Here is a 23,129-nt window from a genome sequence, read left to right on the forward strand (position 1 = left end):
CTCAATACTCAGCCCAGGGCGAAGCGGGTGCCAGAGTTCGGGAGAGGTCCTCCCACACCGCCTTTTCCATGGGGTGGGCCGAATCGTCGAAGTGGAGCACCGGAAGCAGCACGTCCCCGTTGTCGATGCCCACGGCATCCTTGGCCAGGAATCCGTCTCCGGCCACATAGGGGCAGAAACGGTTTTTCTCCCACAGGGCGCCGATGGGGTCGCTGACTGGAGTGACTCCCTGCCGGACATGCTCTTTGAGAAAAGCAGCGTGGCCATGGGCCAGTTTCACCGGAAAGCAGGTCTCGGAGTGGGAATAGTGGATCCCTAAGTTTGTGATCCGGTCGTCGGACTCCGGGGAGAGGGCCACCTCAAAGCCCAGGTGATGATACAGGGCCGCGTAGAAGATTCCTTTTTCGTTGAGGAAGGTGAGGCTTCGGGGGATGAGGACCCGCTCTTTGTCCGACGGCGAGTCCAGGGGGCTCGTAAAGCGGGTGAGGTGTCGGTTCATGATCTTCTTGTACTTGGCCACGTAGTCCGGCGCCTTGGCAGAGCCCGAGTCCGTGTTGCCCTTGGGGCATGCCCCGCCGGAGAGGACCCGGTCGTGGCCCACGGTGTAGACCTGGAGCTTGCAGTCTTTCAAGGAGCAGGAGTCGGAGATCAGGCGGCTGCAGAGGGCCTCCGAGGTGGTGAACTCGGTGTCGGCAAGGCCCAGGCCCCTGAATTTGCAGTCCGCAGGTATTCCCTTTTTGCGGCAGGTCTCCAAGGCCTGGTGGGCGGCGATGGCGGCCCCCAGGGCGCCGAAGAGCTGCCGGTGGGGAAAGGCGTGCACCTCCATGCCCGTGTGCAGGGAGAGGGCGGCAAGGCAGGCCGTGCCCTTGAAGGGACCACCCTGGGCCGAGGCAAAGTCCCCGAAGGGCTCGTTGCCGATGAACTTGTTGACGTAGCCTCCCATGAACCCGTAGGCGATGGCCGCGGCCACCTCCTCCTTGGGAAATCCCAGGGCCACGAGACGGGCGATGCCGGCCTCGGTGAAGACGCCGCAGGTATCGTCCACGATGGGGGTCCTCTCGGCCCTCAAGGCGTACTCATGGAAGCTCGTGCCGATATCCAGGCCGATCATCTCCACCATGTTCTGCATGGTCTGGCCGGTACCGGCCATGCAGCTTAAGTTCATGCGGGATTTCTTGACGGTACCGTCTGTGTTGAAGAGGGTGAACTTGGCGTCCTGGCCACCCAGCTCGAAGATGGTGTCTACCTTGTCGTTGAAGTGTTTTACCCCGTAGGCGTGGCAGGTGATCTCGTCCTTGACGATGTCCATGGACGCCTGCTCCGGGGTTTTCCCCGTGTCGGTGAAGAGCTTGTGGTAGAAGGCCCCGGACGAGCCCGTGTAGGCTACGGCCCGGATGGTGAGATCGTCTCCCAGGGTGTCCCGGATCTGTCGGAAGATCTCCTTGGCGGCCTGAAGGGGACGGCCGTTGGTGTTGAGACAGATCTCAGCCACGATGGCAAGGGTTGAGGCGTCGGCCACAATGGCCTTGGTGGTGGTGGAGCCGCCGTCCATGCCCAGGATCACCTCCCGATGGGCAGGGCCGCTTGTATCGAACACGGAGAGATCTTTGATTTTTGTGGTGCGGGCGGGTTCATCGTAGATACGCACCTTGTCCAGGGCCGAGGAGAGGGCAGGGGCGGTCTTGACGGTGCTTTTTTCCGCCTGGGAAAGGGCGGTAAGGGCGTCGCTGCGGAAGGTGGCCGGAACATGCCCGGCACAGATCACAGCCCCAATGGCACCTGCGCTGCGGAACAGCTCGGGGACCTCGATGGAGAGGTTCAAGGTTTCGGCGAGGAGGTCCACCAGGTGGTGGTTGCCGAAGATTCCCCCGGTGACCACGGCCCGCTCGGCTTCGCCAAAGGCCCTTGTTTTGAGGACATCGGACCGGTAGTTCTTGACAATGCGGTCGCACAGGCCTTTCAGAATATTGGGAATCTCTTCCCCCCGGTTCTGGAGGTGGATCATGTCGGACTGGATCACCACCCCGCACCTGCCCCCCACGTCGATGTCCCGGGTGGCTGCCCCCAAGGCCCCTTCGGCTTTGCCGAAGATGGTCTCCAGTTGCTGCTGGAGAAGGGCCCGGTTGGTTTTGCGGTCGTCTCCCAGGCTGACGGGCACTTCTCCTTCGAAAAACCGACGGCACTGTTTGGCCATGAGGATGCCGCTGCCCCCGCCGCACTTGGTGCCGGTGGCGTGATCCGGCACAAAGGCCCTGTAGCCGTTTGCCTCCTGGATGGTCTCACGCCTGAAATAGTAGGGGTCCTTGGCACCGATGTGGAAGATGTGGTCGGCCCATGGCGCAATGATCCCCACCCCTGCGGGGATGGTGAGGGTGTCGTAGAAAAAGGGGACTTTGAGGGCCTGGGCAAAGTACTCGCCGCCGCTTCCGGTAAAGGCCGTTGTGGCGATGTTCTCCTGGCCGTAGCGCGAGATGATCTCGTCAAATATCTCTTTGAGAGCGTCTGCGGGGTTGCCGAAGTGCATCAGGGCTTCCGGGGCGTACTCCACTTCCAACCGGGGCGTTAGAACAACCGAGTGCACAGAATCCGTACCGATGTCAAAACCGACAGCGTAGTGTTTCATGGCAAGTGGTCTTTCATGGGGTTGCGGTTATCTGTTGTGGGAAGGCACGCCATGCGCGGGCTGAGCCGCAGGGTTTTCATGGAAAAAAGGCAGGGTGCGGGGCGCTTTGGCGCTGGCGAGCGGCAACGCGTTTCAGAAACGTTCGGGTGTGGTGACAGTCACCCCGGGAAACGGTACGCTCAATGATACCAAAATACCGAAGATAATGAAGAAAAAATTCAATGGGTATCTTGGGAGAAAAAGTGGTTGGGAAGGCGTATCGCCGCAGATGGCGGGGGGTGGCATGGTGAAAAAAGGTGGTTCAGGTGCGAGGGGATGGAGGGTTCCATTCTGTTGTTCTGTGGCAAAGAGGCCCACTTTGTTACCGGCTTTGCCACTGTTTTGTTTGCCTCCGGCAGGGCCGCCGGAGGCAAGCTGAACCGTTTTTTTACTTGATGTACCGGACCCCTTCGTCCTGGGTGACGGTGCCGATGCGGTAGGCTTTTTCGCCCATGGCATCGATGGTGGCCATGACGGCGTCGGCCTCTTTCGGGTCCACGGCGAGGATAAAACCGATGCCCATGTTAAAGGTCTTGAACATCTCGGCTTCGTCGATGTTGCCCTTTTCCTGGATCAGGGGGAAGAGGGGATGCATCTCCCAGCTGCCCATGGTGATATCGGCACCCAGGCCCTCGGGCAGGACCCGGGGGATGTTTTCGGTAAAGCCCCCGCCGGTGACGTGGACCATGCCGTTGACCGGGTGGTTGGCAAGGATCTCCAAGATCTCTTTGACGTAGATCTTGGTGGGGGCGATAAGGGCCTCGCCCAGGGTCATGCCCAGCTCGTCCACCTGATCGCTTACCTTCATCTCCAGCACGTCGAAGAAGAGCTTTCTCACCAGGGAGTAGCCGTTGGAGTGGATGCCCGAAGAGGGCAGGCCGATGAGGACGTCCCCCTCTTTGATCTTGCTGCCGTCGATGATCTTCTCTTTTTCCACGATGCCCACGGTAAAGCCCGCGATGTCGTACTCGTCGTCGGTGTAGAAACCGGGCATCTCCGCGGTCTCGCCGCCGATGAGGGAAGCCCCGGACTGCTTGCAGCCCTCGGCAATGCCCTTGACGATGTCGGCCACCTTGTCGGAGCTGATGCGGCCCGTTGCAATGTAGTCGAGGAAGAAGAGGGGCTTGGCGCCCTGGACCAGGATATCGTTGACGCACATGGCCACCAGGTCGATGCCGGCGGAATCGTGGACGTCCGTGAGAAAGGCGATCTTCAGCTTGGTGCCCACCCCGTCGGTGCCGGAGACCAGAACCGGCTTTTTGTAGCCTTCCAGGTCCAGCTCAAAAAGCCCGCCGAACCCGCCCAGGCCACCCAGCACTCCCTTGGTGAAGGTCTCCTGCACATAGGCTTTCATCTTTTCAACGGCCGCAGCGCCCTCTTCAATATCCACGCCTGCGTCGGCATACGTCAGTTTCGTCTTCTCGCTCATATCTTTATCCTCAATATTAGGATGGAATTCTTTAGGGTAAAAAAACAGCCTCCGGCGGCCAGGGGATGATCCCCTACTGATATGCGAATGCTCACAACCCTCGTTCCTCGGGTTGTTCACATTCGCTGACGGGCTGCGCCCGTAAATAACGGCTCTGGTTGTTTCATTTTCTTCTGCACCCATGATGATGCCGGGAAAATCCACGGGCGAAGCCCGTAAGCAAATGCGACGGCCGAGGAACGAGGCCAGGAGCATTTGCGAACCAGGCTATTCGAACATGAGTTTGTTGACCTCTTCGGGGACGTCCATGGGGTAGTCGCCGTCAAAGCAGGCAGTGCACATGTCGCAGTTGGTTTTGCCCACAGACTCAAGAAGGCCTTTTACGCTGATGTAGCCCAGGGAGTCGGCGCCGATGAGTTCGCGTACCTCTTCGTCGCTCTTGGAGGAGCCCACGAGCTGCTGGCGGTTGGGGGTGTCGATGCCGAAGAAGCATGGGAATTTCACCGAGGCGGAGCTGACCCGCATGTGGACTTCGCTGGCCCCTGCCTTCCTTAAGGCGTCCACGATCTTGCGGCTGGTGGTACCGCGGACGATGGAGTCGTCCACCACCACGACCCGTTTTCCTTTGACGTTCTCTTTGAGGACGTTGAGCTTGAGGCGGACGGCCAGCTCCCGGGACTCCTGGTCGGGCTGGATAAAGGTGCGGCCGATGTACTTGTTCTTGATGAGGCCGATGCCGTAGGGGATGCCGGACTCCTGTCCGAAGCCGATGGCCGCGTCAATGCCGGAGTCGGGAACGGCGATGACGATGTCGGCGTCCACGGGGTGCTCCTGGGCCAGGGTTTTACCGGCGCTGCGGCGGGAGCTGGAGACGCTGACCCCGTCGATGACGCTGTCGGGGCGGGCAAAGTAGACGTACTCGAAGATGCAGTGGGCCACACGCTGGCTGTCGTCGTAGATGATGGACTCCATGCCGTTTTCATCGATGATGACCATCTCGCCGTTTTTCACGTCCCGCACGAGCTCGGCGCCCACCACGTCCAGGGCGCAGCTCTCGGAGGAGAGGACCAGGCCGCCGTCGGGGAGTTTGCCGATGCACAAGGGGCGCAGGCCGTTGGGGTCCCGCACGCCGATGAGCTTGCCCTCGCAGACGATGACCAGGGCAAAGGCCCCTTTGATCTCCCGGACGGTCTTGAGGATGGCGTCCTTAAAGCCCAGGGAGTAGTTCTTGGCAATGAGGTTGGCGATGACCTCTGTGTCGATGGAGGTCTGAAAGATGGAGCCTGAGAGTTCCAGTTCGTCCCGGATCTTGTCGGCGTTCACCAGGTTGCCGTTGTGGGTCAGGGCGATGCTGCCCCCCCGGTAGTTGATGACCAGGGGCTGGGCGTTGGAGACATGGGACTCCCCTGTGGTGGAGTAGCGCACGTGGCCCACGCTGATGGTGCCCTTGAGGGTTTCCAGGATGTCGTTGTTGAAGACGTCCTGGACCAGGCCCATCTCTTTGTAGTGGCGGACCTTGCCCTCGTCGTAGGCGGCGATACCCGCACTCTCCTGGCCGCGGTGCTGCAGGGAGATGAGTCCGAAGGCGACCCGGCGTGAAAGGTTTCGGCTAGTCTTGGAGAAGATACCCAGGACACCGCATTCGTCTTTAAACTTGTCGCAATTCATTGTGAATCCTTTGATCATGCCTGTTTACTGGAAGTACCTTACCCCAGACTCAAAAATCTTCATATCGGTTTTGCCGTAAATGTTACCGGCCACATGGTTTCCGATGCGTTCGCTGTGTCCCATTTTGCCCAGGATGCGTCCGTCGGCGCTGGTGATGCCCTCAATGGCGTAGATGGATCCGTTGGGGTTGAAGCTGCCGTCGTAGGTGGCGTTGCCTGTTTCGTCCACGTACTGGGTGGCGATCTGGCCTCCCTTTATGAGCCCGTCAAGGACCTCCTGATTGGCAAAGAAGCGCCCTTCGCCGTGGGAGAGGGGAGACTCAAAGATCTCACCCACCTCAGTGCCCGCAAGCCAGGGCGAGAGGTTGGAGGCAACGCGGGTCTTGGCGTAGCGGGCCACGTGGCGACCGATCTTGTTGTAGGTGAGGGTGGGGGCTGTCTCCGAGAGGGTGCGGATCTCGCCGAAGGGCAGGAGACCCAGTTTCACCAGGGCCTGGAAGCCGTTGCAGATGCCGAGCATGAGGCCGTCCCGGTCGTTCAGGAGGCCGTGGACGGCGTCTTTCACCTGCTCGTTTTTGAAAATGGAGGCGATGAACTTGCCGGAGCCTTCGGGCTCGTCCCCTGCGGAGAACCCGCCGGGCAGGGCGATGATCTGGGCCCCTTTGATTTTGCCTGCCAGGGTGGCGATGGACTCTTCCACCCAGGCGGCGGTGAGGTTTTTGAAGACCACCACCTCGGCGTCGGCACCGGCGCGTTCAAAGGCGCGCTGGGTGTCGAGTTCGCAGTTGGTGCCGGGAAAGGCGGGGATGATCACCTTGGGGCGTGCAACCCGGGTGTTGGCCACATGGACGGTTTTTGCCGTGTGACTTAAGGTTTCGATGGGACCGTGGTGGTCCTCCTTGATGTCGAAGATATCGTTCAAGGGTGCTTCCCACGCGGTGATGAGATCGTCCAGGGCGAGGGTCATCTCGCCGTGGGAGATGGTCGGCTCGCCGGTGACCATCCCAAGATCGACATAGGCCGAAGTGAAAAGTTCTGCAAGCTCTTTTTCGGAGCTGACCTCCAGGACCAGGGAACCGATGGCCTCTTCGGTGAGGATCTCCCGTGTTACCTCGGGGGTGATCTCCATGCCCAGGGTGTTGCCGAAGCACATCTTGGCGATGGCGGCCATGGCCCCGCCTTTGCTGACGGTGTGGGCGCTGATGATGTGGCCTTCTGCCATGAGCCGGGTGATGCGGTCGTACTTTTCCTTGAGGTCGTCAAAGTCGATGACATCGGCCTCGTTCCGGTTGGCCCGGATCATCACCACGCGGGACCCTTCCCGCTTGAATTCGGGGGTGATGAGGCGGTTCAGGTCCGTTGCGGCCACGGCAAAGGAGATGAGGGTGGGGGGCACGTCCAGGTCTTTAAAGGAGCCGCTCATGGAGTCCTTGCCGCCGATGGCGCCGATCTTGAACTCTTTCTGGGCGCGGTAGGCGCCCAAGAGGGCGGCAAAGGGTTTGCCCCAGCGAACCGCTTCCCCTCTCAGTTTTTCAAAGTACTCCTGGAGGGAGAGGTAGATGTTGCGGTAGTCGCCGCCCATGGCAACGACCTTGGCCACGCTCTCCACCACGGCGTAGAGGCCGCCGTGGAAGGGGGACCAGATGGCCATCTCCGGGTTGTACCCGTGGGCCATGAGGGTGCCGGTGCTGGTGTCCCCGTGCTCCACGGGGATCTTGGCGGCCATGCCCTCGGTGGGGGTGCGGTAGGTCTTGCCGCCGTGGGGCATGAGGGCCGAGCCCGCCCCGATGGTGCTGTCGAAGAGCTCCACCAGACCCTTCTGGCTGGCCACGTTGAGGTCCGACAGGGTTTCCATCCAGAGGGCGGCGTCATCACCGCTTTGTTTGCTTTCAAAGACGCTGGCGTCTGCTTCGGGGGATTCCACCTCGATCTTGGTGGACTGGCTCACGCCGTTGGTGTCCAGGAAGGCCCGGGAGACGTCGATGATCCAGTTGCCCCGCCACTGGATGCGCAGGCGGCCGGTGTCGGTGATGTCGGCGATGGCCGTGGCTTCCAGGTTTTCGTCCCCTGCCAGGCGGATGAACGCTTCGGCGTTTTCACGCCTTACCACAACGGCCATGCGCTCCTGGGATTCGGAGATGGCCAGCTCGGTGCCGTCCAGGCCGTCGTATTTTTTGGGCACCCGGTCCAGGTAGATGTCGATGCTGTCGGCAAGCTCGCCAACGGCAACGGAGACGCCTCCGGCGCCGAAGTCGTTGCAGCGGATGATCATTTTGGAGACGGTTTCGTTTCGGAAGAGGCGCTGGATTTTTCGCTCCTCAGGGGCGTTGCCCTTCTGGACCTCGGCCCCGCAGGTGGCCAGGGACTCTTCGGTGTGCTCCTTGCTGGAGCCGGTGGCCCCGCCGCAGCCGTCGCGGCCGGTTCTGCCGCCCACCAGGATGACGATGTCACCGGGCTCCGGCACCTCGCGGATCACCTGATCCTTGGGGGTGGCGGCGATGACGGCCCCCACCTCCATGCGCTTGGCCACGAAGCGGTCGTTGTAGTACTCCTTGACAAAGCCGGTGGTGACGCCGATCTGGTTGCCGTAGGAGCTGTAGCCGTGGGCGGCCCGCTTGCAGATGGTGCGCTGGGGGAGCTTGCCTGGAAGGGTCTCTTCAAAGGGCGTCCTGGGGTCGGCGGCCCCGGTGATGCGCATGGCCTGATAGACATAGGAGCGGCCGGAGAGGGGATCCCGGATGGCGCCGCCCAGGCAGGTGGCGGCCCCGCCAAAGGGCTCGATCTCCGTGGGGTGGTTGTGTGTCTCGTTCTTGAACATCACGAGGTAGGGGACCTTCTCCTCGGAGCCGTCCACGTCCACATCCACGTTGATGCTGCAGGCGTTGATCTCCTCGCTGACATCGATGTCCTTGAGGTAGCCGTCGTTTTTCAGGGATTTTGCCGCGATGCAGGCCAAGTCCATGAGGCACTCGGGCTTTTTGGCGCCGCAGGCGGTCCGGTCTGCCCGGTAGAGGTCGTAGGCTTTCTGGATCTCCTCTGCGTATTTGCCTTCCCGGATCTTCACTTCTTCGATTTCCGTCATGAAGGTGGTGTGGCGGCAGTGATCCGACCAGTAGGTGTCGATGGCCTTCATCTCGGTGATGGTGGGGTTTCGCTTTTCGGTGTCTCGGAAGTAGGCCTGGCAGGAGAGGATGTCCCCCATGCTCATGGCAAAGCCTTCGGCATCTTTAAAGGAGGCCAGCTCGGCTTCGGAAAACTCGGTGAAACCCTCGAACACGGCCACGTCCTCGGGGACCACCGCGTCCATCTCAATGGTTTCGGGCAGCTCCAGGTCCAGCTCGCAGGACTCCACCACGTTGATCATGTGGGTCTTGATCTTGGCCTTGTCCGCATCGGAGAGGCTGCCGTTGACGGCAATGACCTTGGAGGCCCGGATCAGGGGGCGCTCTCCTGCGGTTAAGAGCTGCACGCACTGCATGGCGGAGTCTGCACGCTGGTCGAACTGGCCGGGGAGCAGGCCCATGCGGAAGACAAAATCACACCCCGTGAACCGGGAGGGGTCCTCATACACCTCATCGATGTTGGGCTCGCTGAAGACATTGGCCTTGGCCAGGTCGAAGGTGGCGTCGTCAAAGCCCGTGCACTCGTAGCAGTTGATGATGCGCACATGGGAGACCCCGTCGATGTTCAGGTTGTGGGTGAGGTCCGAAAGCAGGTGGTCGGCCTCGACCTTGAAGTTATCTCTCTTTTCAACAAAGACCCGTCTGATTCTGTTTGGCATGGAAAGACCCCTGAATAATGTATGTGTTTCTCGTTCACGGTTCCGCCGGATCCCGGGGGACCGTGAACCGGTATCGCCTCAATGTGGGGCGGGCCCTGGGGGCTCGCTTCCTGATGACACCCTTGACTTACCATAGGTGGTTTTATAAATGTAATTAATAATTGTAACGTCAATAATAGTCTTGGCTAATATAAGGATGGGTTGTGAACGTTAATTTTGAATTGTACAAGGTCTTTTACCATGCGGCCAGGCTCCTGAGCTTCACCCGGGCGGCCGAGGCCCTTTTTGTGACCCAGAGCTCCGTTTTCCCAGTCCATCAAGCAGCTGGAGACCCAGCTGGGAGCCCTTCTTTTTATCCGCAACCGGCGGAACATGCAGCTCACCAAGGAAGGGGAGATGCTCTTTTTCCATATCTCCGAGGCCTTTGACCTGATCAAGGCCGGGGAGCGGAACATCGAAAACACAAAGGCCCTGGGGTACGGCGAGGTGACCATCGGGGCCAGCGACACAATCTGCCGCTACTTTCTTTTGGATTACATCAAGCGCTTCCACGAGGACTACCCCAACATCCGAATCAGCATCATCAACCAGCCCTCCATGCAGACCCTGGAAGAGATCGCCGGGGGCAAGATGGACTTCGGGGTGGTGAACCTGCCGGAATCCATGGCCGTCAAGGGGGTGAACATCACGGAGATCAAGGGGTTCCAGGAGGTGGCCATTGCAACGGATGCCTATGCCCAGAGGCTTCCGGCCCGTCCTTCCATCAAGGACCTCAAGGACGTGCCCTTGATTACGCTCACTTCCAACACCAACACCCGCAGGTACCTGGACGCGTTTTTCCGGGCACAGAAAGCGGTGCTGACCCCTGAGTTCGAGCTGGAGAGCATCGATCTTATCGTGGACTTTGTCCGCATCGGCCTTGGCGTGGGGTTTGTCATGGCCGACGCCATCCCCGAGGGCGACCCCATGGTGCGCGTCCTGGACCTCAAGGAGACCCTTCCCTCCCGTTCCATCGGTATCGTCACCAACAGGAACAGCCCCCTGAGCATCCCCACCGAGCATTTTATGAAGGTCCTGATCAAGGGCCGCTAAAGAAGGTTCCGGCTGTCGTGACTTGTCTTTTTAGCGATAAATGAGGCAACCAAGTTCTGAAAAAGGTACTTTTCTTATTCCTGCCCTTTGGCGGTGCTTCGAGGGCCTGCTGTGTACAGGTCCTATTTTTCAGGGACATCGCGTTTCTGTTTTCGGCGAAACACCGAGGAGCCTTCTGTATCGCCATTCTGGGTTTGTTTGCTGCTTTCCTGCGATGAATGAGCAAATGCCACTAAGGCTTTGATTGTTTAAATCAAATGGGGCGGCCATGATTGCTTCATGGATCAGTTTCACTACTTTTTCTAACGTTTAAAGATATAAAATTCTTTACATGTAATATGCTTGTGCCTATGATTTTCCTGTATTACCTGGTTGTCAGGTGAAATTGGTAGTGTTTTTTGTTGATGTTTTATTTGCTCAATTTGAAATAAAAATTCGGAAACCAACCCTGAATATTCCTTATTGTCGGGTGTTCCCCGCATCACCGCCTTTTCCTGTATCAGCCAGTACTCGCTATCCTTAATGAATGATGTATCCCCTCACCGCCGAAGTGAGCGTTTTGCGTCCCCCCCCCTTTTTCAGCCTGTGGCGAGCAACGGGGAATGGAATGAACCGTGCCCTTCATCCGTGGGAACGGGTTGCGTCTTCACCCTGAAGGGCCCGTGCGCCTTTTCTATCAACGAAATCCAAAAGGAATGAGACATGAAAAAGTCCCTGTTGCTCACTGCTATGATGGTTTTTTTTCTCTCGGGTGCCGCCCAGGCCGCCCTGACCTTCGGGGTGATTCCCCTGGAAGATAAGCAGATTATGGAGGAGAAGTTCACGCCCCTTGCCGGGTACCTGAGCAAGGAGCTGGGAGAGCCGGTGACCCTGCGTGTCGGCGAGAACTACGAGGCCATCGAGGCCGCGCTGCTCTCCGGCGACCTGGCCTTTGCCTACATCGGCCCCGTGGGTGCGGTGAAGGTGAATGCTCAGAAAAAGACGGTGATCCCCATCGTCAAGGTCGTGAAGAAGGGCTCGCCCTTTTACAAATCCTACGTGGTGGCCCCCAAGGACTCGCCCCTGGCATCGGTTGCCGACCTCAAGGGCAAGGTCTTTGCCTTTGGTGACAAAGGTTCCACCTCCTCCTACCTGGTGCCCAGGTACCTTCTGGCCAAACAGGGCGTGACCCTGGACGCGCTGAGCGACCACCTGCTCACGCTCATTTCAACGTGTGGCGGCCATGCTGGACGGCGAGGCCAACAGGGGTGTCAGGGAAACTGGTCCTGAAGAAGCCAAGAAGCTGCTGGGACCGCCGTCTCCCAAGCCCATCCCCAACTTTCCCATCTGCGCCAACATCGAGGCCCTGGGCAAGGAAAAGGCAAAAACGCTCCAGAAACTTCTGGAAACACTGCCCGCCGACGCCCCGGAGATAAAGGCCATCAACAAGAAGTACGACGGGTTTGCCAGGGCAACCATCGGGGACTACCGGATCATCCAGGCCATCATGAAGCAGCAGTAGGCCGACAGGGTCCGTTACGGGTCAGGTGCGCAATGCCCCTTTCGGTGCGGGGCGTTGCGCGGTGGCGTGTGCACCGTGAGATGCGAGGGGGATGAGAGTGAAACTCAAGGTAGAACTGCTGTCCATGATCATCGTGGGGATCCTGCCGGCGTTGTTTGTGGCGGGGTATGCCAGCTACAGGATTTCAGGGTTTATCGAGTCGCGGCAGTCCGAGCAGATGGTGGCGGACAGCCGGATCGCAGCCGAATATCTGGAGGAGGTTCTGGACCATCGGGTCCGGGATATCCGGTTGCTGCTGGCAAACCCCATCCTGGGCCAGTCGCTGATCACCGATTTTGATTACGGGGATGTGGACACCCTGCTCACCGGCCTGGTCCGGGACAAGGACAATCCCTTTTCGTTTTTCATGGTGACAAATCAGGAAGGCACCTGTGTGTCGGCCAGCGAACCCGGGCTCATCGGTGCCCGGCACGGGGAGGAGGCATGGTACCGCCAGACCCTGGCCCGGGGGACCTACTGGTCGGACTGGCACGAGCAGCCCGAGGGATCGGTTCTCACCCAGCCTCCCTTTGGCGGGGATGCCCGGTACACCATGGTCATCGCCACGGTGATTCGTGATGCGGACGGCGGGGTGCTGGGTACCCTGAGCGCGCGGGTGAAGTGGCAGCTGGTGCAGCAGTGGCTGGAGGGCAGGGTAAGCAGCTTCCGGGATCTCGGCTGGGCAACCAAGACCCTGACCGTTGTGCGCTCCGACGGCACGGTCATCGGTCATGAAAAGGGCAGCGCGGGATATGGCGGGAACATCCGGGAGAGCCTGGGGGAAGGCTCGGACAACCTGAACATTTTAGAGACCGTTGGCCAGGGTTTTTTCAGCGATGCCACCGAAGGGCACGCCACCGTGTACGGATTTGCCACCGCGGATTTCGGCGACTTCACCTGGAAGGTGCTCACCTCGGCCTCGGAAGATGAGTTTTTTCAGGTGAGGCAGGAGTTTCTTGTGGCCATGGTGGTGGTGTGCATCCTCTGTTTTCTGATGGCCGCGGGGCTGGGGCTCTTTACGGGCAACGGCATCGTGCGCCCCTTGAACCGGGTGGTCTCCATGCTTCAGGGTATTGCCACCGGGGAGGCGGATCTCACGGCCAGGCTGCCCATGGCCGGCGGCCGGGGAAAACCCGACGAGATCGGGGCCCTGTCCCTTGCATTCAACACCTTTATCGGCAACCTGGAGCGCCTGGTGCGCAGCATCCGGGGCAACGCCGAGACCATCGGCCATGCATCGGTGAACATGGACCGCATCGCAGGGGAGATGTCCGGCGGAGCCCGCCAGATGTCGGCGGACTTAGGAGAGGTGGCCTCCTCCTCCGGAGAGATGAACGCCAGCATGGATGCCATGGCAACGGCCATCGATGAGTCGGATCGCCTGGTGGGGCTCATGGCCGAATCGGCCAAGTCCATGACCGCAAGCGTGAAGGAGGTGGCCCATCAATCCGAGCAGGCCAAGGAGATGACCCGCGAGGCCGTGGCCCAGGCGGAGCTGGCCAACACCAGCGTGGAAGCCCTGGGCAAGGCCGCGGGGCAGATCACCCTGGTGACCGAGACCATTAAGGAGATCGCTGACCAGACCAACCTGCTGGCCTTGAACGCCACCATTGAGGCGGCACGGGCCGGAGAAGCGGGCAAAGGATTTGCCGTGGTGGCCGATGAGATCAAGGCCCTGGCCAGGCAGACCGCCGAGGCCACCCTGGAGATCGAGGATCGGGTATCCGGGGTGCAGGACTCCACCACCCAGACCGTGCAGGTGATCGACCGCATCACCCAGAGCAGCACCCGGGTCAGCGACATGGTGAGCACCATTGCCTCGGCCGTGGCACTGCAGGCCGACGCCAGCCGGGAGATCGTCTCCAAAGCCGACGACGTCTCCCACTCCATGCAGGAGGGAAACAAGCATGTGGTCAGCGCCTCAGGTGTCAACGACCTGGTCTCCCGGGAGATCTCGTCGGTGAAGGGCGCGGCCGACGGCACCGCCCACCGGTGCATCGAGGTGGGTGGGTTTGCCGGAGAACAGAAACATATCGGGATTGTCCTGCAGGAGGTCATCGGCCGGTTCAAGGTCTCTGCGCCCCCCTTTGACATGGGCAAGGTGAAAAATGCCCACTTTGACTGGAAAATGGGCATCGAGACCGCCCTCCAGGGCATACGGACCATGGAGCCCGGCGAGGTGCCCGGCCACGGGGCGTGTGCCTTTGGCCGCTGGTATGCCTCGGTGGACGATTCCGTGGCCGTCCTGCCCCAGTACCGGGCCGTGGGGGCCTGCCATGAGGAGGTCCACACCCGCGCAGAGGCGGTGGTGGCCCTTCACAACCAGGGGAAAACCGACGAAGCCCGGGCCGAGCTGGCCCGCTTTGAAGAGGCCCGAAACGCCCTGTTCGAAACTTTGGACGAACTCTACCTGTGTCGGTGACGTCCCGGGATCCATACAGGTTTTGATCTGTCGTGTTCCGGGGCCAAAGGTTTAAACAGCTTGCCACACAGCTCTTGCGAATTGTTTGGACCTTCCGGAAGGCCGTCGACGATCCGACTGTTATCCGGGGTCAACAAATTCAATGTTGGCTTCCCGTGAAAAGTCATGCAGGGCCCCGACAGCCTCGATGGATTTCGGGTACAGGTCGTGGAAGAGAATGATCCCTTTTCTCCACAACAGGATCAGGGTGGTCACCCGGTCGGAGAGCTGGTCGGGTCCGATTTTCCGGTTCCAATCCTGGCTGTCGATATTCCAGAGGGCCACGTGGCTGTGGTGTACGGTGCGAAGGTGCGCGATCATCTCCGGGGTGCGCTGACCGTACGGAGGGCGAAATCCGATGCGGTTGGAAGGGGTCGAAAAAACAGCCGAGATCAGGGCATGGGTCCTGTCTATGGATGATTGCCACTGGGCGTACCGGGGGTGGGCCTTGTGGGTATACCCGTGGGAACCCACATAGTGTCCGGCATAAAGGGCTTTGGCTTTTTCAGGGGGCCATGTTTCCAGGCGCTCCCCCAGAAGAAAGAACGCCGCCTTAAGGTGTCTGCTGTTCAGCTCAGAGATCATTTTCCCGGTGACCCCATTGGGGCTGGGGCCATCATCAAAGGTCAGGATGAATTGCTTGTCGCTGAGTTCAAACCCGTTGCGTTCGGATTGATCCAGTTTCAGAATTTCACTTGTGATCCGGGGGAAGAGGGCCGCCAGGCGGAGTTGCTCGTACACGTAGCGGGTATGGAATTTTCGGGAACGCTCTTTCCACTGATCGTACTCGGGAGGAAGGGTGAGGTAGCGGGGCCTGGTGGCGGCGGCGGCGTCTGCGGAATCAATTTTTGAGCCTCCGCCCCACCCTTTGGCGTCCTGTCTTTGGGCCGCATTGAAATTTTTAACCAGCTCGTTCCGGGCAAAACGGACCCACCTCCCTACTGACGCCATGTCGGGCTCTTTGACGCCGGTGAATGCCCGGATTGTCTCTGTACTGCCTGTGTCCACGGTGCTCAGCACATCGAGGAAATGATAGCCCTCGAAGGCTGAGGCCCGGTCAAAGGCGGCATTGCTGTCAATGGCTTCCGGCCAGGTCTTTCTGTCATAGGTTGCTATTTTTTCGGGACCCGCGGCATGGGCGGCGGAGGTGAAGATGAGTAAAAGAATCACAGAGTTGCACCTCATGGGTCGTCCCCTTGCCTCGGGCGGGCCGCTTTTTTGACAAGGGTCCCCGCACATGTTTTCGTGGCAACAGCCTTTCCCCTCAGGACCTTCAGGCATCGTAAGGGAAAGACCGTTGCAAGCGATGTTAATGGCGTGCCGAAAGAGCGGGGGCACCCCACTCTTTCGGAACAGGTAAAACAGGGCCCCCGGCAGGATCGCCGGAGGCAGGCAGGGATTACATCCCGAGCTTCTCATTCATGCGGGCGATGCCGGAATCGTAAGCGCTGTGGCTTTTGAATGACTTGGCCCAGATAAAGTTCTGGAGCGCCTCTTCGTACTTGTTCTGCGCCTCGAAGATTCGAGCGATGTTGTAGTAGGAGCTGGCGCTGACGGTTTTCTTGTGTTTTCCCCTTGCCAGGGCAATGGCCTTTCTGTTGGCCCAGATGGCATTGGGGTAGTCGTCTGCCCGCTGGTAAGCCAGCCCGAGGTTGCTGAAGGCCTGGGCATAAGTGGGGTCTTTTTCGATGGACTCTTTGTAGTAGTAAATGGCCTCATCGTATTTTTTCTTGTGATAGAGCTCTTCGCCCTTCTTGTTCATGTCCCGTGAGATTTTTCGGGAGAACCGGATCTCCTGGGCCTTTTTGAGGGGGCCGACCAATGCCCTGGGCTTTCCGCCGAAGAGTTCGATTTTGGAGAAGCCGACGGTATCTCCGCTGGCCTTTTCGATGGTGACCTTGAACTGTGTGATGGGCAGGTCTTTTTCAAAGGTCCCGGAAATAAGGCCGCTTCCGGGATCAACTTCGTAGTGGCGCTTGTCGTCTCCGTTGAGGGTTACGGAGATGCTTGATGGCATGTGTACGCCGTTTTTCGGAGGGTGGATGGTAAAATGGTCGGCCATGACCGGCTCATTGAAGTTCAGGGCGATCCACTCTTTCACGCCGCTTCCGGCTACGCCCTCGGCCCAACAGGTGTTTTTGTCCCCATCAACCACAAAGTGGGGAGAGTAGGGGCTTTCGTTGCCCTTCAGGCTGTATCGTCGACTGGATGCGGTCACCCAGCTCGGGGCCTGGTATTGCGTGACATTGTCTGCCAGGGAGTGGCCTGCAAGGGTCAGCTCGACAGATCTCCAGGTGAAATCGTAGGACGGGCGGTGGCTTGCGAAGGTGAGGGTGTAGTTACCGCAGGCCCTGTATCTGGGGTGATGATGCGCTTGAACTGGCCTGAGTCCTTGTCGTAGAAGGTGCCGCCCAGCTCAGAGGTCATGGCCTTGTACTGGTCGATGTTGGGGCCCACCACGTGGAGCTGGATGTTTCGCTCCGCCAGGTTCGTGATGATCTCCTGCATGGAGAGGGGGCTTATGGCGTCCCGGGCATGGAAGGTCGCGTCGGTGATCAGGATAAAGATGACCCGTGCATCATCTCTGAAGGGCTGGCGGTAAGCGGCCTCTATGGCGTCCAGTGCATTTTCCGGCTCATCCTCGCCTCCGGCCGCTCGCAGGGAGGAGACCCAGGTTTTGAAGTCCTCGGCGTTTTTTGTGCGCCTGAATGGGTTGTTGATGGTGTCTTTGTAGGTGATCAGGCCCAACTCATAGTCAAACCCCGATGACTGGATGATATCGGCAAACTCAATGGTTTTCTCTTTGAGTCCTTTGATTTCGTATGCCATGCTGCCGGTGTCGTCAAAGACGAAGACGATATCCACCTTGTTGCGTTTCATCTCCTCCGTTTTTTTTGCTTCAAATCCTGTCATTTCAACGGATTTTAAATCTTCCATAAGGGAGAATTGCTCAGGCTTCAGGCCGTAAACGGGGTGACCGTTGCTGTCCAGGATGTTCACGTTCAGCTGGATCTGGGGGAAATCAGTGACGATGGGCTGAATGAAGGCTTTGCCTGTGGCTGCGTGTGCTTGGGCAATGGAAAAAATGCCCACGAGAATCAATGAGCAGATTTTAATAATTTTTGACATGGAACTTCCTTTCTCTTTGGCACGTCAGGTTACAACAGTTGGGAGGGCCATCAGAAAAACTTTTCCGGTAGGCAAATAAAACGCTTAATCACAGAGGCGTTGAAGCGGTTCGGAGCAAGGTGTCCGGCAATCCGTTGGGAAACATCTTGTAATAGCACCTGTTTTGTATGATTCGCAGGCGAATTTCCGGGTATGATATTTCGAAAAGAATAGAAATGTCAACCTTATCTGACGTGCCGGGGCGAAGAAAAAGGGAGGCATGACATCTGCGGGTTAAGGGGAGGGACGTTGAGCCATGATCTCTTGATGGCGCTTTTGGGAAAGGGGGTAGAAACCGGCAACGGCAAGGGCCACAATGCTCAAGAGGCAGGGGACAAGGGCGTACAGGGTCCGTAAGGCAAAGATGGCCTCTGGTCCCTGGCGCTGGCCCGCCTCGTAGCCGAAAAAACCGAGGGCCCAGAGACCGAGGCCTGCCCCTGTGGCACCGGCCATTTTTTTTGCCACGGAGAAGACCCCGATGTACTGGCCTTCGCGCCGTTTGCCGGTGAGGGATTCGTCGAAGTCGATGACATCGGCGGTGAGGGCGGAAGGGAGAGCAAGGCCGGCACCGAAGCCGATACCCGAGACAAAGACCAGGGCCCCGTAGACCCCTTCGTCACCCGGCCCAAGCCAGAAGACATAGAAGAAGGCTCCGGTGTTGATGGCCATGGAGGCCATCCACGCCGCCTTTTTTCCGATTCGCCTGGCAAGCCGCACCCATGCGGGGAGAAAGACGACCCCCGAGACAAAATAGAGGAGAAGGAACAGCTCGGCCCGATTGGATTCAAGGACGTGTTCCACATAAAAAAGGATCAGGGTGGCGGGCATCTGGGCGGCGATGGCGCTGAATGCAAAGGCCACGACCAGAATGCCGAAGGGTTTGTTGTTCAGGAGGGGGGCCAGGCTCTCTTTGAGATGAAACGGCTCCGGCACGGCGGTGGTGGCGTGTTCCCGGACCCTGACAACGCAGATGCCGCAGCAGGCAAGGATCAGGGGAATGTAGACAAGGGACATGATGAAAAAGACGGTGTGGTCGGAAAATGAAGTCCCGGTAGATCGCAGGGCGGTGCGGATGATGACGGGGACGATGGCCGCCATCATGGTGCCGGCGATGAGAAACCCGTCCCGATAGCCGAAGAGAACCGTTCGTTCATGGTAATCAAAGGTGAGTTCCGGGCCCAGGGCTTCGTAGGGCACCACCGCAACGGTCCAGAAGAAGAAGACCAGGGCCAGCCAGATGAAAAACCAGGCCGTGGTCCAGGGGACGCCAAGTTGGGGCGGATTGAAGAGGCAGGCGATGGCCAGGCAGAGAATGACGGCTCCCACCGCGATATAGGGGCGTCGCCTGCCCATGGGGCTGGCGGTGCGGTCGGAGAGCATGCCCATGACAGGGTCGGTGATGGCGTCAAAGAGCCTCAGCCCCAGAAGGCCCGCCCCCACCACGGCAATGTCCAGGCCCATGACGTCGGTGTAGAATTTGGGGATGTAGATGTAGACGGGGATGCCCACCACTGCCATGGCAAAGGCGGGCAGGGCGTAGGCGAGCTTGACCGGACGGGGCAGCCTTTCGGTCCCGGGCTTCACTTCGCCCCCAGGAGCCGCTTACGAAAGGCCTTGTCGATGGGGGCGTCGCCAAGCCAGACGGCGAACATGGCCCGGGCAAAGTCAGGCCCCTGGAAGGTCCCCAGCAGGATGCCGTTGAGGGTGAGGGAAAGGCCCGATTCCGGTGCGTAGGTCAGGGCGTAGCGGTCGGTGGGGCCAACGGAGCGGAAGGCGCGGCAGAGGCGATACAGCTCGGGGGCAATGCGGGCATAGGTGGCCTCATCCGTGTTTCTTTCCACCATGGCGCGGGTGGCCTCGGCAAAGTCCTCGGCGTCGATGGTCTGGAAGTATTCGAGGACCAGGTGCTTGGGCACATCGGTGAGCACCTCACTGGAGGGGATGGCCTTGGGCATGTAGAGGGCCCCGGCATAAGCCCTGATGAACCGGAGGTAACGCAGGGTGGCAACACCCCGCAGGTGAAGGGTGACCGGTGCATCGGGGTAGACCAGGTCAAAGCGGACCCCGTCGATGGTGGCCGTGGGCTCCAGGCTGTGGGCGGGAAGGACCCAAAGGCAGCAGATCAGGAGCAGGATGGTGCGTTTAATGGGCAACATGGCTCTCCTTGGACCCGATTTCTCTTTTACGGTCCGGGCATGGCAAAAAGGGGTGGGTGTTTAGGTTTCGCGTTTATGGATCCTTTGACGGCGCAGAGCATGCTCATGGTGCTCAAGGGCTGTGAGAAGTTGCCTGCGCTCATCTTCGGTCTCACGGGTACCGGGAAATACATGGGTGACGTGGGGCCTTCGGTCGAGCCAGAAAAGGCCCGAGCACCGGCCCGGTGGTTCGGCCGCGGCAAGCCAGACCAGGGTGTCGGCCCCTTGAGCAGGCGTTCGGAGCAGGGGCCGGATCGCTTTGTGAAACCGGGGCAGGGAGGCGGCAAGACCCGGGGTGTCCACCCATCCGGGGTGCATAGCGTGGACGGCAAAGGGGCGGTGGCGAAACACCTCGGCCCAGTGCTCGGTCAGGATCACCAGGCCTCGCTTGGCCCATGCGTAGGCGGTGGGCCCGTAGGGGTGGGGGCACATTCTCCAGGTCGTCCACGTGGATTTTCTGGGTGTACATGCCGCCGGAGGCCACGTTGAGGATACGCGGCTCCTTTGCCCGGCAGAGGGCGGGCAGGAGCCTCCGGGTGAGGGTGAACACGCCCAGCAGGTTGATGGCAAAGGTGCGCTCCAGGCCTTCGCCTGTGGTCTCCCGCTGGGGGAACAGCGCCCCGGCGTTGTTGATGAGCACGTCGATACAGGGCGCCTCGTGAAGGATTTCGTCCGCCACCCGGTGAACCTCGGCCATGATGCTCAGGTCGGCGACGGCCACGTCGATCTTATCGTTGCCCGTGATGCGGGTAAGCTCCCGGCTTGTCTCCATGGCCTTTTGTCGGTTTCTTGCGATGAGGATGAGGCGGGCGTCCCGCAGGGCCAGGGCCTGTGCCGCGGCCTTACCCAGGCCCGATGTGGGGCCGGTGAGGACCACGGTTTTGCCGGTGAGAAGCTCGGTGCCGGGTCTCCAGAAGGGTTGGGCCAGGTTGTGGCCCCACTTGCTGAAGCTTAAGGCGCCGGGCAGCACCAGTCGGTCGGCCACGGCATCAACGGGGTGGACCCCCCGGTGAAACAGGGCCACGGACCGGGGCGGGCCCGGGCAGGGGGAGAGGGCGGCCTTCATGCCGTCCATGGCGGCCCGGCCGATGCGCTCCAGAAGGGGCCGCACCACCGGCGCAAGCCGGGGCGGCATATCGGGCAGGTCAAAGCAGGCCGTGTAGGTCACCGTGGTTCGGGAGCTGTTTTCGCTCATCACAATGGTGTCGGTGACGGCAAAGGAGTCTCCGGTTCCCTTGAGCACCACCCGGAAGGGGGGACGGTACTCTGTGATGGTGTAGACCATCCGCATGGAAAAGATCCCGTACCTGAGGGCCAGTGCAAAGGAGGTCCCCTCCCCCACGGGGCCGTCGGATACCTTTTGGGACGATACCACGCCGGGATCCCAGTGCTGGATAAAGGAAAAGTCGCTGATGACGCGGAAGGCCTCGTGGATGGGCCTTCGAACGGCAATGGATTTCGTGATTTCAATCATGGATCCCCCTTTACGTGAGGGTCGAGCCGTTTTTACCCACGGACCAACGGGGCATGGGGCACGTCGGGTGCGCCATGGTGGTCGGGTTCAGGCAGGCGAGCCGGGAGGCAATCAATGGGTGACGGGCAATCTGTATGTGGCGCGAGAAGTAACTTTTTAGAATTACCGCAAAATACACGGCAGTGTCAAATCCTTCGCCTGCAGAACCTGTTCTCAGCATTGGGTTTTGTCCCTTTTTTCATTCCACGTCATGACCGATTGGGATATATTTAAGATCTATTACCCAACCTATGACCGGCGTTATCCCCTTGTGGTTTCGGGAGGCGCCGGAGCGTGCCCTGTCGGTCCCCGGCCAATGGCTTGCCGTGGTCCTTTCTCGCACCGCAGCAGGGATTCGGGCCATGTCCCGAGAGTGCTTATACCCCCTTACAGGACGCAATACAGGACGAGATGTGTATCCCTGATTCAAAGAAATCAGCTCTCCAGTCTCCCCACACACAGGGCCGAGGATTCTCTTTTTCAGTGGTGGAACCGCCCTGGGTGAGGTCTCCCGGGAGTTGACGCGGTATACCCACAACACCATTCATATCATGACTCCCTTTGATTCCGGCGGGAGCAGCGGGGAGCTTCGTCGGTGGTTTCACATACCGGCCATGGGCGATATCCGAAGCCGCCTTCTTGCTCTGTCGGACTCGGCCACCGGTGAAGGACAAGCCGCCGCCGCACTTTTTTCCCACCGATTCTCCCGGGACATGCCCCGGGACGAAGCGGCCTCGGAGCTCGCCGCCCTGGCTGGGGGAACCCATCACCTGTTCCAAGGGCTCTCCCTGCGGACAGGTGAGGCCCTTTGCCCCCACTTTCGGCGGTTTCTGGAGTCCATGCCCGATGCCTTCGACCTGAGGGGCGCCTGCATGGGCAATTTGGTGCTGACCTCAGCTTATCTTGCCTCAAGCCACGGCATGGCATCGGGGATCAGCCTGGTGGCAGCCCTTGTGGGGGGCCATGGCGAGGTGCATCCGGTGGTGGCCGAGGACATGCATATCGCCGCGGCCCTGGCCGACGGGTCCGTGGTTGTGGGCCAGCACCTCTTGACCGGCAAAGAGGGCGGGGCCATCCAGTCCAGGATTACCCGGGTGTGGCTGACTCCCTCCCTGGACGACACCTCCCCTGTCAAGATCTCCATCGACGGGGAGACCGCCGACCGCATCGCCGATGCCGATCTGATCTGTTTTCCCATCGGCAGTTTTTTTACCAGTGTGGTCGCCAACATCCTTCCGTGGGGTGTGGGCAAGGCCGTTGCCGCAAATCCCTGCCCCAAGGTGTTTGTTCCCAACCCTTTCGAAGATCCCGAACTGTTGGGCTACAGCGTGGGAGACCAGGCGGCGGCCCTGCAGGCCTACCTTGTTGAGAGCGGGGCTCCCCGGGGGCGGGACGCCCTGCAGTTCGTGCTTGTGGACAGCCGCAAAGGGCAATACCCCGGTGGGCTGGACACACAGGCCATTGAGGCCATGGGGGTTGAAGTCATCGACGTGCCCCTCATCGGGGACCGCCCCGGAGCCGGCATCGACAAAGGACACCTGACCCGGGCCCTGCTCTCGTTTACCTGACCGCGGACCATGCCCCGGAAGGGGGATCCCGTCGTTGGGACACCGGCCGCCGT

General features: G+C 60.0%; 15 protein-coding genes and 1 pseudogene. 6 read left to right on the forward strand and 10 right to left on the reverse strand.

Annotation, left to right across the window (positions count from 1 at the left end):
* Window position 1: 1 nt before the first annotated feature.
* From ACOYW1_RS01600 to ACOYW1_RS01615, 4 genes are all read right to left on the reverse strand, one after another.
* Window positions 2-2,623 (reverse strand): BadF/BadG/BcrA/BcrD ATPase family protein, encoded by a 2,622-nt coding sequence (locus tag ACOYW1_RS01600; protein ID WP_482421409.1) that lies wholly within the window; start codon window positions 2,621-2,623, stop codon window positions 2-4.
* Window positions 2,624-3,050: 427 nt separating this feature from the next.
* Window positions 3,051-4,091 (reverse strand): phosphoribosylformylglycinamidine cyclo-ligase, encoded by a 1,041-nt coding sequence (gene purM, locus ACOYW1_RS01605; protein ID WP_482421410.1) that lies wholly within the window; start codon window positions 4,089-4,091, stop codon window positions 3,051-3,053.
* A gap of 267 nt (window positions 4,092-4,358) precedes the next feature.
* Window positions 4,359-5,759 carry an amidophosphoribosyltransferase gene (gene purF, locus ACOYW1_RS01610; protein ID WP_482414919.1) on the reverse strand — a complete coding sequence of 467 codons (1,401 nt, stop codon included), beginning with the start codon at window positions 5,757-5,759 and terminating at the stop codon, window positions 4,359-4,361.
* Window positions 5,760-5,783: 24 nt separating this feature from the next.
* Entirely contained in the window at window positions 5,784-9,539 is a 3,756-nt protein-coding gene (locus ACOYW1_RS01615) for a phosphoribosylformylglycinamidine synthase (RefSeq protein ID WP_482421411.1), read from the reverse strand.
* A gap of 203 nt (window positions 9,540-9,742) precedes the next feature.
* Between ACOYW1_RS01615 and ACOYW1_RS01620 the strand changes: the two are divergent.
* From ACOYW1_RS01620 to ACOYW1_RS01640, 5 genes and pseudogenes are all read left to right on the forward strand, one after another.
* A pseudogene (locus tag ACOYW1_RS01620) lies at window positions 9,743-9,829 on the forward strand (hypothetical protein); the annotation flags it as partial.
* A 25-nt stretch (window positions 9,830-9,854) separates the two neighbouring features.
* Window positions 9,855-10,631, forward strand: coding sequence for a LysR substrate-binding domain-containing protein (locus ACOYW1_RS01625; RefSeq protein ID WP_482423636.1), 777 nt, complete (start codon window positions 9,855-9,857; stop codon window positions 10,629-10,631).
* A gap of 702 nt (window positions 10,632-11,333) precedes the next feature.
* On the forward strand, window positions 11,334-11,900 hold the full coding sequence (gene phnD, locus ACOYW1_RS01630; protein ID WP_482421412.1) for a phosphate/phosphite/phosphonate ABC transporter substrate-binding protein: 567 nt from the start codon (window positions 11,334-11,336) through the stop codon (window positions 11,898-11,900).
* Window positions 11,854-12,132 (forward strand): hypothetical protein, encoded by a 279-nt coding sequence (locus tag ACOYW1_RS01635; RefSeq protein ID WP_482421413.1) that lies wholly within the window; start codon window positions 11,854-11,856, stop codon window positions 12,130-12,132. Before phnD ends, ACOYW1_RS01635 begins: the two co-directional genes overlap by 47 nt.
* 97 nt (window positions 12,133-12,229) lie before the next feature.
* The gene (locus tag ACOYW1_RS01640; RefSeq protein WP_482421414.1) at window positions 12,230-14,593 is read left to right on the forward strand and encodes a methyl-accepting chemotaxis protein; all 2,364 of its coding nucleotides are present in this window, start codon (window positions 12,230-12,232) and stop codon (window positions 14,591-14,593) included.
* Between the two features lie 120 nt (window positions 14,594-14,713).
* On the opposite strand, the gene ACOYW1_RS01645 is transcribed toward ACOYW1_RS01640, so the two are convergent.
* The 6 genes from ACOYW1_RS01645 to ACOYW1_RS01670 all read right to left on the reverse strand — a co-directional run bounded on the left by ACOYW1_RS01645 (window position 14,714) and on the right by ACOYW1_RS01670 (window position 21,469).
* A complete protein-coding gene (locus tag ACOYW1_RS01645) occupies window positions 14,714-15,817 on the reverse strand; it encodes a polysaccharide deacetylase family protein (protein WP_482421415.1) in 1,104 nt (367 codons plus the stop codon).
* A gap of 214 nt (window positions 15,818-16,031) precedes the next feature.
* Window positions 16,032-16,850 carry a tetratricopeptide repeat protein gene (locus tag ACOYW1_RS01650; protein WP_482421416.1) on the reverse strand — a complete coding sequence of 273 codons (819 nt, stop codon included), beginning with the start codon at window positions 16,848-16,850 and terminating at the stop codon, window positions 16,032-16,034.
* Window positions 16,851-16,906: 56 nt separating this feature from the next.
* Window positions 16,907-17,761, reverse strand: a complete 855-nt coding sequence (locus ACOYW1_RS01655; RefSeq protein WP_482421417.1) for a vWA domain-containing protein — start codon at window positions 17,759-17,761, stop codon at window positions 16,907-16,909.
* A 273-nt stretch (window positions 17,762-18,034) separates the two neighbouring features.
* On the reverse strand, window positions 18,035-19,384 hold the full coding sequence (locus tag ACOYW1_RS01660; protein ID WP_482421418.1) for an MFS transporter: 1,350 nt from the start codon (window positions 19,382-19,384) through the stop codon (window positions 18,035-18,037).
* Complete coding sequence (locus tag ACOYW1_RS01665) at window positions 19,381-19,956, reverse strand: chalcone isomerase family protein (protein WP_482421419.1); 576 nt, start codon at window positions 19,954-19,956, stop codon at window positions 19,381-19,383. Before ACOYW1_RS01665 ends, ACOYW1_RS01660 begins: the two co-directional genes overlap by 4 nt.
* A gap of 151 nt (window positions 19,957-20,107) precedes the next feature.
* Window positions 20,108-21,469, reverse strand: coding sequence for an SDR family NAD(P)-dependent oxidoreductase (locus tag ACOYW1_RS01670; RefSeq protein WP_482421420.1), 1,362 nt, complete (start codon window positions 21,467-21,469; stop codon window positions 20,108-20,110).
* Window positions 21,470-21,978: 509 nt separating this feature from the next.
* Between ACOYW1_RS01670 and ACOYW1_RS01675 the strand changes: the two genes are divergently transcribed.
* Window positions 21,979-23,076, forward strand: a complete 1,098-nt coding sequence (locus ACOYW1_RS01675) for a GAK system CofD-like protein (RefSeq protein ID WP_482423637.1) — start codon at window positions 21,979-21,981, stop codon at window positions 23,074-23,076.
* The last annotated feature ends 53 nt before the right edge of the window (window positions 23,077-23,129 follow it).

It is taken from the genome of Desulfoluna sp. CYM3A, assembly GCF_056829965.1.